Consider the following 17,201-nt stretch of genomic DNA (forward strand, 5'->3'; position numbering starts at 1 on the left):
GCTAACACCAATAGGGAAAGGGTTCAGGTCGATACTAATACCTAAAGTATTTTTGTGCTTTCCGATAAATAATACTGAATGTTTATTGAGCGCTAGAAGGCAGTCCGTATCGTGCCAGCGATGAATATGGATAAATGGATTGCCCTCGTCCGTGACCGGATGGAGGAACTAGGACTCACTCAAGAACAGCTTGCCGAGCGCGTTGGCGTGTCGCAAGGCAGCGTGGGGCATTGGGTGAACAAGCGGCGTCAGCCGAAGATCGAGTCGATGAATCGCACATTCGTCGAGATTGGCATGCCCCATTACAACGTCAGCCTACAGTTGCGCATTGTTGGTCAGGTTGGCGAGGAGCGTGGCATTTACGAGGTCGATGACTCTGATGATGACTTGGACCTCATGCAATACATCGTGTGCTTCCGCTACCCGGTGCTGGGCTGGGATGAGCTAGGTATCGCAGATGGGGAGGAGCCAGGTGTGTTCGAGCAGACGGACTACCTGGCCCAAGGCAAGGCGTTCTGGCTGACTGTCGAGAATGATGCGATGAGTGCCGCCAGTGGCCGCAGTGTGCCGCAGGGCATGCGGATGTTGGTGGACCCTGGGGTAGATGCCGAGCCAGGGCGTCTGGTTATCGCTCGTCAGCCGGGCAAACCGGCGATTTTCCGTGAGCTGGCGGAGGAAGGTGGGCAACGGTACCTGAAGGCACTCAACAGCAACTACCCGGCGCTGTTGTGTGAGGAAGGCTGCGAGTTTCTGGGTGTGGTCGTGCGAGTGCATGGCTCCTTCTAGATTGCCGGGGCTGCTGCGCAGCCCTTTCGCGACACAAGGCCGCTCCTACAGGGATGGCGCAAGTCTTGGAGCCGCAGGGGGTAGTACGAGCTATCGTTTCCCCGTGCTGAGCTGGGCTGATTTGCAGGGGCCTTTGCCTGAGGCGAGCAAATCCCATGACCAGACGGACTATATGCCCGCCGGCAATGCGTTCTGGCTGGTGGTGGAAAACGACTCGGTGAATGCCGCCAGTGGCAGGAGCATACCTGAGGGTATGCGTGTGCTGGTGGATACTGGCCTGCCGGCAGAGCCTGGTCGGTTGGTGATTGCGCGGCAGCCCGGGCGGCCGGCAGTGTTGCGGCAGTTGGTCGAGGAGGGCGGAGACAGGATGCTCAATCCGCTGAATACGCGCTATCCGACAGTCCTGTGTGAGGAAGGCTGCGAGTTTTTGGGTGTGGTCGTGCGAGTGCATGGCTCCTTCTAGATTGCCGGGGCTGCTGCGCAGCCCTTTCGCGACACAAGGCCGCTCCCACAAGTACCGCACCAACCTCAGGGCATGCACCGTACCTGTAGGAGCGGCCTTGTGTCGCGAAAGGGCCGCAAAGCGGCCCCCCAGGAGTCTTACTCCGCCAGTTCGACCAGCACCGTCCCTTCGCTGACCATATCCCCTTCCTGGCAGAACAACGCCTTCACCGTGCCGCCATGTGGCGCGCGAATGCTGTGCTCCATCTTCATGGCCTCCAGCACTACCAGCGCCGTACCTGCTTCCACCACCTGCCCAGGCTCCACCAGCACCCGCACGATGCTGCCGTTCATGGGCGCGCCCAGGCCGCCCTGGTGGCTGTGGCTGGCCTCGGCCTCGGCAATCGGGTCGAAGGCTTCGATGGCATGCATCTCGCCATCCCACTGCAAGTACAACGTGCCACCGCGGCGGATCGCCAGATGCTGGCGTCGCACACCCGCCTGGTCATGCACCAACTGCTCGCCCACCAGTTGCCAGGTAGACGCAGCGCTGCGCTCCAAGGCAACTGCCTGGTCCTGCCCGCCACTCGCCAGGTGCAGGCTGCTGCGCGCCGGCAGGCCCAGGCGCAAGCCGTTGCGTTCGGCCCACGGTGAACTGCGGTCGTCCTCCCGCTGATGTGCGGCCTGGCCCTGCAACCAGGCCTCGGCCGCGGCTTCCCAGAAGCCTGTCGGCAGCGCTTGAGGCGCGGGCAGCAGAACCTCCTGGTGACGCGGAATGAAGCCAGTATCCAACTCCGCTGCAGCAAACGCCGGGTGGGCGAGAATGCGGCGCAGGAAGGCGATGTTGGTCTTCAACCCGCCAATGGCAAACTCGTCGAGCATGGCCAGCAAGCGCAGGCGTGCCTGTTCGCGGTCTTCGCCCCAGGCGATCAGCTTGCCCAGCATCGGGTCGTAGAACGGCGACACCACATCACCTTCGCTGACCCCGCTGTCCACCCGTCGCCCTTCGCCGGCTGCCGACTCGCGGTACAGCGCCAGCTTGCCGGTCGCGGGCAGGAATTCGTTGGCCGGGTCCTCGGCATACAGGCGCACTTCGATGGCATGGCCGATCAGCGGCACCTGTTCCTGGGTGATCGGCAGGGCCTCGCCGCAGGCCACGCGAATCTGCCAGGCCACCAGGTCGAGCCCGGTAATTGCCTCGGTGACCGGGTGCTCCACCTGCAGGCGGGTGTTCATCTCCATGAAGAAGAACTCGCCACGGGCATCGAGCAGAAACTCCACGGTGCCGGCGCCCACGTAGCCGATGGCCTGGGCCGCGCGTACCGCCGCTTCACCCATGGCCCGGCGCAATTCGGCCGACAGGCCTGGCGCAGGGGCTTCTTCCACCACCTTCTGGTGACGGCGCTGGATCGAACAGTCACGCTCGTTGAGGTACAGGCAGTTGCCGTGCTGGTCGGCGAATACCTGGATTTCCACATGGCGCGGCTTGAGCACGTACTTTTCCACCAGCATGCGCGCATCGCCGAACGACGACTGCGCCTCACGCTGGGCCGAGGCCAGGGCGTCGGCCAGCTGGCTTTCTTCTTCGACCACTTTCATGCCCTTGCCACCGCCGCCGGCGCTGGCCTTGAGCAGCACCGGGTAGCCGATGCGTTCGGCGGCGGCACGGAAGGTGTCCAGGTCCTGGGCTTCGCCGTGATAGCCCGGCACCAGTGGCACGCCAGCGGCTTCCATCAGTGCCTTGGCCGCCGACTTGCTGCCCATGGCGTCGATGGCGCTGGCCGGTGGGCCGAGGAAGATCAACCCGGCCTCTTCGATGGCACGGGCGAACCCTGCATTCTCGGACAGGAAGCCATAGCCCGGGTGGATGGCCTGGGCGCCGCTGGCCTTGGCTGCGGCCAGCAGCTTGTCGATCAGCAGGTAGCTTTCGGCAGCCTTGGTGCCGCCGAGGTCGACGCGGATATCGGCTTCGCGGCTGTGCCGGGCATCACGGTCGGTGGCGCTGTGCACGGCCACGGTAGTCAGGCCCATGGCCTTGGCGGTGCGCATCACCCGGCAGGCGATTTCGCCGCGGTTGGCGACCAGCAGGGTGGTCAAAGCGGGGCGGCTCATGGGCGCGGCTCCTTCTTGTCGTCGGTTTGCCAGGCGGGGCGGCGTTTTTCCAGGAAGGCGCGCAGGCCCTCCTGGCCTTCGGCGCTGACGCGGATGCGGGCGATGGTGTTTTCGCAGTAGCGGCGCAGGGCCGGGCTGAGTTCGCCGTCGTCCACCTCACGCAGCAGGTCCTTGGTCGCGCGTAGCGCTTGCGGGCTGTTTTGCAGCAGGTTGCTCACCCAGGCTTCGACCTGGGCGTCCAGTTCGCTGGCCGGGTAGACCTCGGCCAGCAGGCCCAGCTCGCGGGCCCGCACGCCGCTGAAACGCTCGGCGGTGAGGGCATAGCGGCGCGCGGCACGCTCGCCGATGGCCTTGACCACGAACGGGCTGATCACTGCCGGGGCCAGGCCGATGCGCACTTCCGACAGGCACAGCTGAGCGTCTTCGGCACCGATGGCCATGTCGCAGCAACTGATCAGGCCCAGCGCGCCGCCAAAGGCCGCGCCTTGCACCACGGCCAGGGTCGGCGCCTTGAGGCGGTGCAGAGCGTACATAAGCTCGCCCAGCTCGCGGGCATCATCCAGGTTGGTGTTGAAGTCCAGCTGCGCCGACTGCTGCATCCAGGCCAGATCGGCGCCGGCGCTGAAGTGCCGGCCGCGGCCGCGCAGCAGCACGAAGCGCAGGCTGGTGTCCTCGGCCAACTGGTCGAGGGCGACGATCAGCTCGCGGATCATCAAGGCGTTGAAGGCGTTGTTCTTGTCCTCGCGGCTCAGCCACAGGGTGGCGAAGCCGCGCGGGTCGCGGATCACTTCGAGGGTGCTGAAATCGCTCATGGGTCACATCCGGAAAATGCCGAAGCGGCTCTGTTCGATCGGTGCGTTCAGCGCGGCGGACAACGCCAGGCCGAGCACGTCGCGGGTCTGTGCCGGGTCGATGACACCGTCGTCCCACAGGCGGGCGCTGGAGTAGTAGGGGTGGCCCTGGTGCTCGTACTGGTCGAGGATCGGCTGCTTCAGCCGGGCTTCGTCTTCGGCGCTGAACGGGTGGCCACTGCGCTCGCTCTGTTCGCGCTTGACCTGGGCCAGCACGCCGGCGGCCTGTTCGGCCCCCATCACGCCAATCCGCGCGTTGGGCCACATCCACAGGAAGCGCGGGTCGTAGGCACGGCCGCACATGCCGTAGTTGCCGGCGCCAAAGCTGCCGCCAATGATCACCGTGAACTTCGGCACCTGGGCGCAGGCCACGGCAGTGACCAGCTTGGCGCCGTGCTTGGCGATGCCGCCTTCTTCGTACTTTTTGCCCACCATGAAGCCGGTGATGTTCTGCAGGAACAGCAGCGGGATGCCGCGCTGGCAGGCCAGTTCGATGAAGTGCGCGCCTTTTTGTGCGGCCTCGGCGAACAGGATGCCGTTGTTGGCGAGGATCGCCACCGGGTAGCCGTGCAGGTGGGCGAAGCCGCACACCAGGGTGGTACCGAACAGCGCCTTGAACTCGTCGAACACCGAGCCGTCGACCAGGCGCGCGATCACCTCGCGCACGTCGAACGGTTGCTTGGCATCGGCCGGCACCACGCCATACAGCTCATCGGCGGCATACAGCGGTGCCACCGGAGCCAGGCGCTGCAGCTTGCCCAGCTTGTGCCAGTTGAGGTTGGCCACGCTGCGTCGGGCCAGGGCCAGGGCGTGTTCGTCGTTGTCGGCATAGTGGTCGGCCACGCCGCTGGTGCGGCAGTGCACATCGGCGCCGCCGAGGTCTTCGGCGCTCACCACTTCACCGGTGGCGGCCTTTACCAAGGGGGGGCCGGCGAGGAAGATGGTCGCCTGCTGGCGCACCATGATCGCTTCGTCGGCCATCGCGGGCACGTACGCACCGCCGGCGGTGCACGAGCCCATCACCACGGCAATCTGCGGAATGCCCAGTGCGCTCATGTTGGCCTGGTTGAAGAAGATCCGCCCGAAGTGTTCGCGGTCGGGGAACACTTCGTCCTGGCGTGGCAGGTTGGCGCCGCCGGAGTCCACCAGGTAGATGCACGGCAGGCGGTTCTGCAGGGCGATGGTCTGCGCACGCAGGTGTTTCTTCACCGTCAGCGGGTAGTAGGAACCGCCTTTGACCGTGGCGTCGTTGGCCACGATCATGCATTCCACGCCTTCGACGCGGCCGATGCCGGCGATCACGCCCGCAGCGGGCACGTCTTCGCCATATACCTCATGGGCAGCCAGTTGGCCGATTTCGAGGAACGGCGAGCCCGGGTCCAGCAGGCGGTCGATACGCTCGCGCGGCAGCAGCTTGCCACGCGAAGTGTGCCGCTCCTGAGCCTTGGGCCCACCGCCCTGGGCCACTTGGGCGAGCAGGCCACGCAGGGCCTGGACCTGTTCGAGCATGGCCGCGCTGTTGCCGGCGAACTCCGCCGAACGCGGGTTGATCTGGGTGTGCAAGGTAGCCATGTGCGCCCGTCCCTTGTGCTCAGCGGGTTTCGTTGAACAGTTCGCGGCCGATCAGCATCCGGCGGATTTCGCTGGTGCCGGCACCGATCTCGTACAGCTTGGCGTCGCGCAGCAGGCGGCCTGCCGGGAATTCGTTGATATAGCCATTGCCGCCGAGAATCTGGATCGCCTCCAGGGCCATTTGCGTGGCGCGCTCGGCGGTGTACAGGATCACCCCGGCGGCGTCCTTGCGGGTGGTCTCGCCACGGTCGCAGGCCTGGGCCACGGCATACAGGTAGGCGCGGCTGGCGTTGAGCTGGGTGTACATGTCGGCGATCTTGCCCTGGATCAGCTGGAACTCGCCGATGCTCTGGCCGAACTGCTTGCGGTCGTGAATGTAGGGCACCACCAGGTCCATGCAGCTTTGCATGATGCCGGTCGGGCCGCCGGACAGTACCACGCGCTCGTAGTCCAGGCCGCTCATCAGCACGCGCACGCCACCGTTGAGCTGGCCGAGGATGTTTTCTTCCGGCACTTCGACGCCGTCGAAGAACAGCTCGCAGGTGTTGGAACCACGCATGCCCAGCTTGTCGAACTTGTTGCTGCGGCTGAAGCCTTTCCAGTCACGCTCGACGATGAACGCGGTGATGCCGTGCGCGCCCTTGTCCAGGTCGGTCTTGGCGTAGATCACGTAGGTGTTGGCGTCCGGGCCGTTGGTGATCCAGGTCTTGCTGCCGTTGAGCACGTAGTGGTCGCCGCGCTTTTCCGCGCGCAGCTTCATCGACACCACGTCGGAACCGGCGTTGGGCTCGCTCATGGCCAGGGCGCCGATGTGCTCGCCGCTGATCAGCTTGGGCAGGTACTTGAGCTTCTGCTCGTGGCTGCCGTTGCGGTTGATCTGGTTGACGCAGAGGTTGGAGTGGGCACCGTAGGACAGGGCCACCGAGGCCGAGCCACGGCTGATTTCTTCCATCGACACCACGTGGGCCAGGTAGCCCAGGCCGGCACCGCCGTATTCTTCCGGCACGGTGATGCCCAGCAGGCCCATGTCGCCGAACTTGCGCCACATGTCGGCCGGGAACAGGTTGTCGTGGTCGATTTGCGCGGCGCGCGGGGCCAGTTCGGCGGCGACGAAGGTGCGCACCTGGTCGCGGAGCATGTCGATGGTTTCGCCCAGGGCGAAGTTCAGGGTGGGGTAATGCATGCTGGGGCACCTTGTTGTTCTTGAAATATGGGAAACACCCTGGCTCAAGGATCTGGCGCCGGACCCTGTGGGAGCGGGCTTGCCCGCGAATGCGTCAGCAGGACCACCGTCATTGCCTGAGTGATCGCATTCGCGGGCACGCCCGCTCCCACAGGGTTCGGCGTCATGCCTGAGGGGCGGTGTCGTTCATCACCTTTACGTTAACGTAAACCTGCATGCGCTCACTGTCAATCGACTCATCACCTTTACGTAAACGTAAATCTGCGCCAGAGTATTCCCGCTTGCTTCAGTCGTGCCCAGAACAACCACAAGAAGGGACACCCATGAGTCAACCAAGCTATACCCGCGGTCGCCAGGACCAAGCCTTGCTGACCCAGACCATCGGCCAGGCCTTCGACGCCACCGTGGCCCGTTGTGCCGACGGCGAGGCCCTGGTGTCGCGCCATCAGGGCCTGCGCTACAGCTGGCGGCAGTTGGCCGAGCAGGTCGAGGTGCATGCTCGTGCCCTGATGGCCCTGGGCGTGAACACCGGCGATCGGGTCGGCATCTGGTCGCCCAACTGCGCCCAGTGGTGCATCCTGCAGTTGGCCAGCGCCAAGGTCGGCGCGATTCTGGTCAACATCAACCCGGCCTACCGCGTGGGCGAGCTGGAATACGTGCTGCGCCAGTCCGGTTGCCGCTGGCTGGTATGTGCCGATGCCTTCAAGACGTCCGACTACCACGCCATGGTCCAGGAACTGGCGCCGGAGCTGGCCAGCGCCACCCCGGGTGAAATGGCCAGTGAACGCCTGCCCGACCTGCGCGGTGTGGTCAGCCTGGCCGCCAACCCGCCGGCAGGCTTCCTGCCTTGGCAAGCGCTGGCCGAGCGGGCAGGGCAGACCTCCGTCGAGGCTTACGCGAAGCGCCAGCAAAGCCTGCAGTTCGACCAGCCGGTGAACATCCAGTACACCTCCGGCACCACCGGCGCACCGAAGGGCGCCACGCTCAGCCACTACAACATCCTCAACAACGGCTTCATGGTCGGCGAAAGCCTGGGCCTGACCGCACGTGACCGCATGGTGATCCCGGTGCCGCTGTACCACTGCTTCGGCATGGTCATGGCCAACCTCGGTTGCATCACCCACGGCAGCACCATGATCTACCCCAACGACGCCTTCGACGCCGAGCTCACCCTGCGCGCCGTGGCCGAAGAGCGCGCGAGCATTCTCTATGGCGTGCCAACCATGTTCATCGCCATGCTCGACCACCCCGCGCGCGCGCAAATGGACCTGTCGACCCTGCGCAGCGGCATCATGGCCGGCGCCACCTGCCCGATCGAGGTAATGCGCCGGGTCATCGACCAGATGCACATGGCCGAAGTGCAGATCGCCTACGGCATGACCGAAACCAGCCCGGTGTCGCTGCAGACCGGCCCGGACGACGACCTGGAGCTGCGCGTGACCACCGTCGGCCGCACCCAGCCGCAGCTGGAGAACAAGCTGGTGGACGCCGACGGCTGCATCGTCCCGCGCGGCGAGATCGGCGAGCTGTGCACCCGCGGCTACAGCGTGATGCTCGGCTACTGGGACAACCCCCAGGCCACGGCAGATGCCATCGACCCGGCCGGCTGGATGCATTCGGGCGACCTGGCGGTGATGGACGAGCACGGCTATGTGCGCATTGTCGGGCGCAACAAGGACATGATCATTCGCGGCGGCGAGAACATCTACCCGCGTGAACTGGAAGAGTTCTTCTACACCCACCCGGCGGTGGCTGATGCGCAGGTGATCGGCATCCCGTGCAGCCGTTATGGCGAGGAGATCGTCGCCTGGATCAAGCTGCACCCGGGGCACAGTGCCACGGTCGAGGAACTGCAGGGCTGGTGCAAGGCGCGCATTGCCCACTTCAAGGTGCCGCGGCATATCCGCTTTGTCGACGAGTACCCGATGACGGTGACCGGCAAGGTGCAGAAGTTCCGCATGCGGGAGATCAGTGTGGCGGAGATATCGGCGGTTACTGCTGGTTGATGCATTGGCTGTTCCGGCCCTTTCGCGGGCACGCCCGCTCCCACAGGTACTTCAGTGCCCTCGGGCTCTGTGGAATACCTGTGGGAGCGGGCGTGCCCGCGAAGAGGCCGGCCCTGCCAGCACAAGATCCTGGTCTACCCTTAAGCCTTCACCGGTGGTTCCTGGCTCGGCGGGTCGCCCACCGTCGGCGGTACGGTCGGCTTGATCGGCAGCTCGTCCGGGTCTTCCTCCGGCACGGGCGGCGGCAGGCTCGGGTCGTCGATGTTGGGATCGGGAGTCTCCGGTGGAATGGGAATGTTCATGGCCTGACCTCGCTTGGGTAATTGAAGAGGTGCTGCAGGCTTCGACCCCTGGCAGCTGCCGTTCGCTCAATTTTTTTGAACCCCACGCCTGTGCCCGGCTCTGAACCCTTACCGCCACCAGCCTGAGGGAGCAAGGTCCGATGTCACGAAACGAGCCCTTCGAAAGCGTGCCCATGGCCAACGATCACCCGGACCAGGCCATCAGCCTGTCCCAGGCGCTGCTGGCGCCGCGCATCGTGATCGAAGACACCCAACCCGTGCTCGAAGCCGGCACCTTCGCCGCCAAGGCCATCAGTGGCCAACCGGTGGCGGTCAGCAGCAAGGTCTACAGCGACGGCCACGACCGCCTGGCCGTGATGCTCAACTGGCGCCAGGCCCACAGCCGGCGCTGGCATTGCATACCCATGCACTCGCCGGGCAACGACCTGTGGCTGGCCGAGTTCACACCCACCGAACTGGGCCCGCACCTGTTCAGTATCGAGGCCTGGATCGACCCGTTCGCTACCTATTGCCACGACCTGGAGAAGAAGTACCACGCCGGTGTCGAGGTTCGGCTGGAGCTGGAGGAAGGTCGATTGATGCTGGGCAAGGGCATCGAGCTGTGCAACGGTGCCCTGCGCGAGGAGCTCCAGGCCTTGCAGCAGCGCCTGCCCACGCTGAATGCCGACGATCAGGTGGCGCTGTTTCTCGACCCCGCCACCGCCCGCCTGATGAGCGATGCCGAGCACCGCAGCTACCTGGCCCGCAGCCGTGAATTCCCCGTCGATGTCGACCGCCCGGCCGCGCAGTTCGCCAGTTGGTACGAGCTGTTCCCGCGCTCGATCACCGACAGCCCCGAGCGCCACGGCACCTTCAATGATGTGCACGAGCGCCTGCCGATGATCCGCGACATGGGCTTCGACGTGCTGTACTTCCCGCCCATCCATCCCATCGGCATGCAGCACCGCAAGGGCCGCAACAACGCCCTCACGGCGGAGCCCGGCGACCCGGGCAGCCCGTATGCCATCGGCAGCGCAGAAGGCGGCCACGAGGCGATTCACCCGCAGCTGGGCAGCCGCGACGACTTCCGCCGCCTGGTGGCAGCAGCGGCCGAGCATGGCCTGGAAATCGCCCTCGACTTCGCCATCCAGTGCTCCCAGGACCACCCCTGGCTCAAGGAGCACCCCGGCTGGTTCAGCTGGCGACCGGACGGCACCATCCGCTATGCCGAGAACCCACCGAAGAAGTACCAGGACATCGTCAACGTCGATTTCTATGCACCCGAGGCCGTGCCGTCGCTGTGGCTGGCCCTGCGCGACGTGGTGGTCGGCTGGGTCGAGGAGGGGGTGAAAACCTTCCGCGTCGACAACCCGCACACCAAGCCACTGCCGTTCTGGCAATGGCTGATCGCCAATGTGCGCAGCCGGCACCCCGAGGTCATCTTCCTCGCCGAAGCCTTCACCAAGCCGGCGATGATGGCCCGCCTGGGAAAGGTCGGGTACGCGCAGAGCTATACCTACTTCACCTGGCGCAACCACAAACAGGAACTGCGCGAGTACTTCGAGCAGCTCAACCAGCCGCCATGGAGCCAGTGCTACCGGCCCAACTTCTTCGTCAACACCCCCGACATCAACCCGTACTTCCTGCACACCTCCGGCCGTGCCGGCTTCCTCATCCGCGCGGCGCTGGCCACCATGGGTTCGGGGCTGTGGGGCATGTACTCGGGCTTCGAACTGTGCGAAGGCACACCGCTGCCGGGCAAGGAGGAGTACCTGGATTCGGAGAAGTACGAAATTCGCCCACGCGACTTCAGCCAGCCCGGCAACATCATTGCCGAGATCGCCCAGCTCAACCGTATCCGCCGGCAGAACCGCGCCTTGCAGACCCACCTGGGAGTGGCGTTCTTCAACTGCTGGAACGACAACATCCTGTACTTCGCCAAGCGCACGCCCGAGCGCGACAACTACATCCTGGTGGCAATCAGCCTCGACCCGCACAACGCCCAGGAGGCGCATTTCGAGCTGCCGCTGTGGGAGCTGGGGCTGGATGACAACGCCGAAACCCTGGGTGAAGACCTGATGAATGGGCATCGCTGGTCGTGGTACGGCAAGACCCAATGGATGCGCATCGAACCCTGGCATCTGCCGTTCGGTATCTGGCGCATCGAAAAGGCCCGTTAGCCAGGTACACGCCATCCCCTGTGGGAGCGGGTTTACCCGCGAAGCAGGCGCCGCGGAGCATGGCACCGGCTTCGCCGGTGTTCGCGGGTAAACCCGCTCCCACAGGGATCGTGTCAAGTCAGTTGCTTGTGCATCAGGGCCAGAGCAACCAGGAATTGAAAGGAGTCGCACATGGCCAAGCGTTCCCGCCCGGCAGCCTTCATCGACGACCCGCTGTGGTACAAGGACGCCGTCATCTACCAGCTGCACATCAAGTCGTTCTTCGATTCGAACAACGACGGCATCGGCGATTTCGCCGGCCTGATCAGCAAGCTCGACTACATTGCCGAGCTGGGCGTCAACACCCTGTGGCTGCTGCCGTTCTATCCCTCGCCACGCCGCGACGACGGCTACGACATCGCCGAATACAAGGCCGTGCACCCCGACTACGGCAACCTGGCCGATGCCCGCCGCTTCATCGCCGAGGCGCACAAACGCGGCCTGCGGGTGATCACCGAGCTGGTCATCAACCACACCAGCGACCAGCATCCCTGGTTCCAGCGCGCCCGCCATGCCAAGCGCGGCAGCAAGGCACGGGACTTCTACGTGTGGTCGGATGACGACCAGAAGTACGACGGCACGCGCATCATCTTCCTCGATACCGAAAAGTCCAACTGGACCTGGGACCCGGTCGCCGGCCAGTACTTCTGGCACCGCTTCTACTCGCACCAGCCCGACCTCAACTTCGACAACCCGCAAGTGCTCAAGGCTGTGATCGGGGTGATGCGCTTCTGGCTGGACCTGGGTGTCGATGGCCTGCGCCTGGACGCCATCCCCTACCTGATCGAGCGCGACGGCACCAACAACGAGAACCTTGCCGAAACCCACGACGTGCTCAAGGCGATCCGCGCCGAAATCGACGCCAACTACCCCGACCGCATGCTGCTGGCCGAGGCCAACCAATGGCCCGAGGACACCCGCCCGTACTTTGGCGAAGGCGAGGGCGACGAATGCCACATGGCCTTCCACTTCCCGTTGATGCCGCGCATGTACATGGCCCTGGCCATGGAAGACCGCTTCCCGATCACCGACATCCTGCGCCAGACCCCGGAAATCCCCGCCAACTGCCAATGGGCGATCTTCCTGCGCAACCACGATGAGCTGACCCTGGAAATGGTCACCGACCGCGAGCGCGACTACCTGTGGAACTACTACGCCGAAGACCGCCGCGCCCGTATCAACCTGGGCATCCGCCGCCGCCTGGCGCCGTTGCTGCAGCGTGACCGGCGGCGCATCGAACTGCTCACCAGCCTGCTGCTGTCGATGCCCGGCACGCCCACCCTGTACTACGGCGACGAACTGGGCATGGGCGACAACATCTACCTGGGCGACCGCGATGGTGTGCGCACGCCCATGCAATGGTCGCCGGACCGCAACGGTGGTTTCTCCCGCGCCGACCCGCAGCGCCTGGTGCTGCCGCCGATCATGGACCCGCTGTACGGCTACCAGACCGTCAACGTCGAAGCCCAGGCCAACGACCCGCACTCGCTGCTGAACTGGACCCGGCGCATGCTGGCGGTGCGCAAGCAGCAGAAGGCCTTCGGCCGCGGCAGCCTGCGCACCCTAACGCCGAACAACCGGCGCATCCTCGCCTACTTGCGCGAGTACACCGACGGCGATGGCAATACCGAAGTCATCCTGTGCGTGGCCAACGTTTCCCGCGCCGCCCAGGCGGCTGAACTGGAATTGTCACAATACGCCGACAAAGTACCGGTGGAGATGCTCGGCGGCAGCGCCTTCCCGCCAATCGGGCAACTGCCGTTCCTGCTGACCTTGCCACCCTACGCCTTCTACTGGTTCCTGCTGGCCAGCCACGACCGCATGCCCAGCTGGCACATCCAGGCCACCGAGGGGTTACCCGAATTGACCACACTGGTATTGCGCAAACGCCTGGAAGAACTGCTGGAGGCCCCCTCCAGCGATACCCTGCAAAGCGCCATCCTGCCGCAGTACCTGCCCAAGCGGCGCTGGTTCGCCGGCAAGGAAGGGCCGATCGACCAGGTGCGCCTGTGCTACGGCGTGCGTTTCGGCACATCGACCACACCGGTGCTGCTTAGTGAAATCGAAGTGCTCAGCGACGGTGTGGCCAACCGCTATCAACTGCCGTTCGGCCTGCTGCCCGAAGAGCAGATCAACAGCGCACTGCCACAACAGCTGGCCCTGTCACGGGTGCGCCGTGCCCATCAGGTTGGCCTGATCACCGATGCCTTCGTCCTCGAGCCATTCATCCGCGCGGTGCTGCGTGCCTGTGAGGGCGGTATGCATCTGCCTTGTGGCAACGGCGAGGGCGAGCTGCGCTTCGAAAGCACGCAGCAGTTGGCGGGCCTGGCGTTGAACGATGAAAGCAGCGTGCGCTACCTCAGCGCCGAGCAGTCCAACAGCTCGGTGGTGATCGGCGACCAGGTGGTGCTCAAGCTGATTCGCCGGGTCAACCCGGGTGTGCACCCAGAGCTGGAAATGAGTGCCTACCTGACCGCCGCAGGCTTTGCCAACATTTCGCCGCTGCTGGCCTGGGTCAGCCGGGTGGATGAGCAGGGGGCGCCACACCTGCTGATGATCGCCCAAGGCTACCTGAGCAACCAGGGCGACGCCTGGGCCTGGACCCAGAACACCCTGGAGCGGGCCATCCGCGACCAGATGGAGCCTTCCAGCCTCGACGCCGATGCGCACACCGATGCACTGGCCGAACTCACCGGCTTTGCCGCCTTGCTCGGCCAGCGCCTGGGCGAGATGCACCTGCTGCTGGCTGCACCGACCAATGACGAGGCCTTCCAGCCACGCCCGAGCGATGCCGACGACAGCGAACGCTGGAGTGCGCAGATCGGTGCCGAACTCACCCATGCCCTCGACCTGCTGGCCCAGCACCGCGACAGCCTCGACAGCGAAAGCCAGGCGCTGGTCGACGACCTGCAGCAACAGCGCGACGGCCTGGCCCAGCACATCGCCAACCTGACCCGCCAGGCCCAGGGCGGCCTGCTGATGCGCGTGCACGGCGACCTGCACCTGGGCCAGGTGCTGGTGGTGCAGGGCGACGCCTACCTCATCGATTTCGAAGGTGAACCGGCCCGGCCGCTGCAAGAGCGTCGGGCAAAACACAGCCCGTACAAAGATGTCAGCGGCGTGCTGCGATCCTTCGACTATGCTGCTGCCATGATCTTGCGCAGCGCGTCTGCGGTCGACCTTTCCGACCCGGCGCGCCAAGCCCGGCAACGGGTTGCCAGGCAGTACCTGCACCAATCGCGGCATGCCTTTGTCGAAGCCTATGGCCTGGCCACCGCGGCCATGCCTCACGCCTGGCAACAGGCCGAGGGCGAGCGCGCCGCACTGGAGCTGTTCTGCCTGGAAAAAGCTGCCTACGAAATCACATACGAAGCCGAGAACCGTCCGAGCTGGCTGGCCGTGCCTTTGCATGGCCTGCATGGACTGATCAGTACCTGGGGAGAGTCATAGATGAATGCAACCACGCGTGAAAACGGCGGCCTTCGGCAACGGGACCTCGACGCCCTGGCCCGCGCCGAGCACGCCGATCCATTTGCGGTACTCGGCCCCCATGGCGACGGCGCGGGCGGGCAGGTGGTCCGCGCCTTCCTGCCCACTGCCCTGAATGTGCGCATCCTGGCCCGGCATGACGGGCGCGTCCTCGCCGAAATGGAGCAGGGCAGCCTGCCGGGGCTGTTCACCGCGCACCTCGATGAGGCACACCCGTACCTGCTGCAGATCGGCTGGGCCGGTGGCGAGCAGATTACCGAAGACCCCTACAGCTTCGGCCCGCAACTGGGCGACATGGACCTGTACCTGTTTGCCGAAGGCAACCACCGCGACCTGTCCGGGCGCTTCGGCGCCCAGCCTATCCAGGTCGATGGTGTCGACGGCGTGTGTTTCTCGGTGTGGGCGCCGAACGCGCGGCGGGTGTCGGTGGTGGGTGACTTCAACAACTGGGATGGCCGCCGCCACCCCATGCGCCTGCGCCACAGCGCCGGGGTGTGGGAGCTGTTCGTGCCGCGCCTGGGCGTGGGCGAAACCTACAAGTTCGAGGTGCTGGGCAAGGACGGCATACTGCCCCTGAAGGCCGACCCGCTGGCGCGTGCCACCGAACTGCCGCCAAGCACCGCCTCCAAGGTAGCGGGGGCGCTCAGCCACGACTGGCAAGACCACGACTGGATGGCGCAACGCGCGCAGCGCCATGCCTACAGCGCGCCGCTGTCGATCTACGAGCTGCACCCGGGGTCGTGGCGCTGCGAGCTGGACGAGGCGGGCGAGGTGGGGCGCTATTACAACTGGCGCGAGCTGGCCGAGCGCCTGGTGCCGTACGTTCAGGAGCTGGGCTTTACCCATATCGAACTACTGCCGATCATGGAGCACCCGTTCGGCGGCTCATGGGGCTACCAGCCGCTGTCGCTGTTCGCGCCCACCTCGCGCTACGGCAGCGCCGAGGACTTCGCCGCCTTCATTGACGCCTGCCACCAGGGCGGCATTGGCGTGCTGCTCGACTGGGTGCCAGCGCATTTCCCCACCGATGAACACGGCCTGGCGCGTTTCGACGGCACCGCCCTGTACGAATACGACAACCCCCTGGAGGGCTACCACCAGGACTGGAACACGCTGATCTACAACCTTGGCCGCAACGAAGTGCGCGGCTTCATGATGGCCTCGGCGCTGCACTGGCTGAAGCACTTCCACATCGATGGCCTGCGTGTCGATGCAGTGGCCTCGATGCTGTACCGCGACTATTCGCGCAAGGCCGGCGAATGGGTGCCCAACCGCCACGGCGGGCGCGAGAACCTGGAGGCCATCGACTTCATCCGCCACCTCAACGGCGTGGCGGCCCACGAGGCCCCGGGCGCGCTGATCATCGCCGAGGAATCCACCGCCTGGCCCGGCGTCAGCCAGCCGACCCAGCAGGGCGGCCTGGGCTTTGCCTACAAGTGGAACATGGGCTGGATGCACGACACCTTGCATTACATCCAGAACGACCCGGTGCACCGCACCTATCACCACAACGAGATGAGCTTCGGGCTGATCTATGCCTATTCCGAGCACTTCATCCTGCCCATCTCCCACGACGAAGTAGTGCACGGCAAGCATTCGCTGATCGACAAGATGCCCGGCGACCGCTGGCAGAAGTTCGCCAACCTGCGTGCCTACCTCACCTTCATGTGGGCGCATCCGGGCAAGAAGCTGCTGTTCATGGGCTGCGAATTCGGCCAGTGGCGCGAGTGGGACCACGATGGCGAGCTGGACTGGTACCTGCTGCAGTACCCTGAGCACCAGGGCGTACAGCGCCTGGTCGGCGACCTCAACCGCCTGTACCGCGAGGTGCCGGCGTTGCATGAGCAGGATTGCCAGCCGCAGGGGTTCCAGTGGCTGATTGGTGACGATGCGCAGAACAGCGTGTATGCCTGGCTGCGCTGGAGCAGCAGTGGCGAGCCGGTGCTGGTGGTGGCCAACTTCACCCCGGTGCCGCGCGAGGGGTATCGCATTGGCGTGCCGTTCGGCGAACGCTGGCAGGAGCTGTTGAACAGTGATGCAGAGCTGTATGCCGGGTCCAATGTCGGCAACCTGGGGGTGGTGGAGAGTGACCAGATAGCCAGCCATGGGCAGCCGCAGTCGCTGGCCCTGAACCTGCCGCCACTTGGGGTTCTGATAATGAAACCAGCCTGATGTGTTGCTTGTACTGGCCTCTTCGCGGGTAAACCCGCTCCCACAGGTATTGCACAAGCTTCAGACCCTGTGCGGTCCTTGTGGGAGCG

General features: G+C 65.2%; 10 protein-coding genes and 1 pseudogene. 6 read left to right on the plus strand and 5 right to left on the minus strand.

Going from position 1 to position 17,201, the window contains the following annotated elements:
- Positions 1 to 120: 120 nt before the first annotated feature.
- Both ACGLHT_RS17075 and ACGLHT_RS17080 read left to right on the plus strand, forming a co-directional pair.
- The gene (locus ACGLHT_RS17075; protein ID WP_137164391.1) at positions 121 to 786 is read left to right on the plus strand and encodes a LexA family transcriptional regulator; all 666 of its coding nucleotides are present in this window, start codon (positions 121 to 123) and stop codon (positions 784 to 786) included.
- Positions 787 to 874: 88 nt separating this feature from the next.
- Positions 875 to 1,249 (plus strand): annotated as a pseudogene (locus ACGLHT_RS17080) (S24 family peptidase); the annotation flags it as partial.
- A 137-nt stretch (positions 1,250 to 1,386) separates the two neighbouring features.
- On the opposite strand, the gene ACGLHT_RS17085 reads toward ACGLHT_RS17080, so the two are convergent.
- The 4 genes from ACGLHT_RS17085 to ACGLHT_RS17100 are packed head-to-tail and all read right to left on the minus strand — an operon-like array spanning position 1,387 to position 6,945.
- The gene (locus ACGLHT_RS17085) at positions 1,387 to 3,339 is read right to left on the minus strand and encodes an acetyl/propionyl/methylcrotonyl-CoA carboxylase subunit alpha (protein ID WP_274120748.1); all 1,953 of its coding nucleotides are present in this window, start codon (positions 3,337 to 3,339) and stop codon (positions 1,387 to 1,389) included.
- Positions 3,336 to 4,151 carry a gamma-carboxygeranoyl-CoA hydratase gene (locus tag ACGLHT_RS17090; protein ID WP_189121252.1) on the minus strand — a complete coding sequence of 272 codons (816 nt, stop codon included), beginning with the start codon at positions 4,149 to 4,151 and terminating at the stop codon, positions 3,336 to 3,338. The genes ACGLHT_RS17085 and ACGLHT_RS17090 overlap by 4 nt, the downstream gene beginning before the upstream one ends.
- A 3-nt stretch (positions 4,152 to 4,154) precedes the next feature.
- On the minus strand, positions 4,155 to 5,762 hold the full coding sequence (locus tag ACGLHT_RS17095; RefSeq protein WP_013973340.1) for a carboxyl transferase domain-containing protein: 1,608 nt from the start codon (positions 5,760 to 5,762) through the stop codon (positions 4,155 to 4,157).
- A 19-nt stretch (positions 5,763 to 5,781) separates the two neighbouring features.
- Positions 5,782 to 6,945: an isovaleryl-CoA dehydrogenase gene (locus tag ACGLHT_RS17100; protein WP_025339821.1), complete on the minus strand. Its 1,164-nt coding sequence runs from the start codon at positions 6,943 to 6,945 to the stop codon at positions 5,782 to 5,784.
- A gap of 323 nt (positions 6,946 to 7,268) precedes the next feature.
- Between ACGLHT_RS17100 and ACGLHT_RS17105 the strand changes: the two genes are divergently transcribed.
- Positions 7,269 to 8,951 (plus strand): AMP-binding protein, encoded by a 1,683-nt coding sequence (locus tag ACGLHT_RS17105; protein WP_085692355.1) that lies wholly within the window; start codon positions 7,269 to 7,271, stop codon positions 8,949 to 8,951.
- Positions 8,952 to 9,091: 140 nt separating this feature from the next.
- Here ACGLHT_RS17105 and ACGLHT_RS17110 read toward each other — a convergent pair whose 3' ends face one another.
- A complete protein-coding gene (locus ACGLHT_RS17110) occupies positions 9,092 to 9,253 on the minus strand; it encodes a hypothetical protein (RefSeq protein ID WP_003251307.1) in 162 nt (53 codons plus the stop codon).
- Between the two features lie 140 nt (positions 9,254 to 9,393).
- On the opposite strand from ACGLHT_RS17110, the gene ACGLHT_RS17115 reads away from it, so the two are divergent.
- From ACGLHT_RS17115 to glgB, 3 genes are all read left to right on the plus strand, one after another.
- Positions 9,394 to 11,412, plus strand: coding sequence for an alpha-1,4-glucan--maltose-1-phosphate maltosyltransferase (locus ACGLHT_RS17115; protein ID WP_137164387.1), 2,019 nt, complete (start codon positions 9,394 to 9,396; stop codon positions 11,410 to 11,412).
- 171 nt (positions 11,413 to 11,583) lie between these two features.
- On the plus strand, positions 11,584 to 14,901 hold the full coding sequence (treS, locus tag ACGLHT_RS17120) for a maltose alpha-D-glucosyltransferase (protein WP_274120749.1): 3,318 nt from the start codon (positions 11,584 to 11,586) through the stop codon (positions 14,899 to 14,901).
- Positions 14,902 to 17,112 (plus strand): 1,4-alpha-glucan branching protein GlgB, encoded by a 2,211-nt coding sequence (gene glgB / locus ACGLHT_RS17125; RefSeq protein ID WP_075045676.1) that lies wholly within the window; start codon positions 14,902 to 14,904, stop codon positions 17,110 to 17,112. It abuts the gene before it with no gap.
- The last annotated feature ends 89 nt before the right edge of the window (positions 17,113 to 17,201 follow it).

This window comes from Pseudomonas sp. PsB (assembly GCF_043658375.1).
Taxonomy (GTDB): Bacteria; Pseudomonadota; Gammaproteobacteria; order Pseudomonadales; family Pseudomonadaceae; genus Aquipseudomonas; species Aquipseudomonas putida_Z.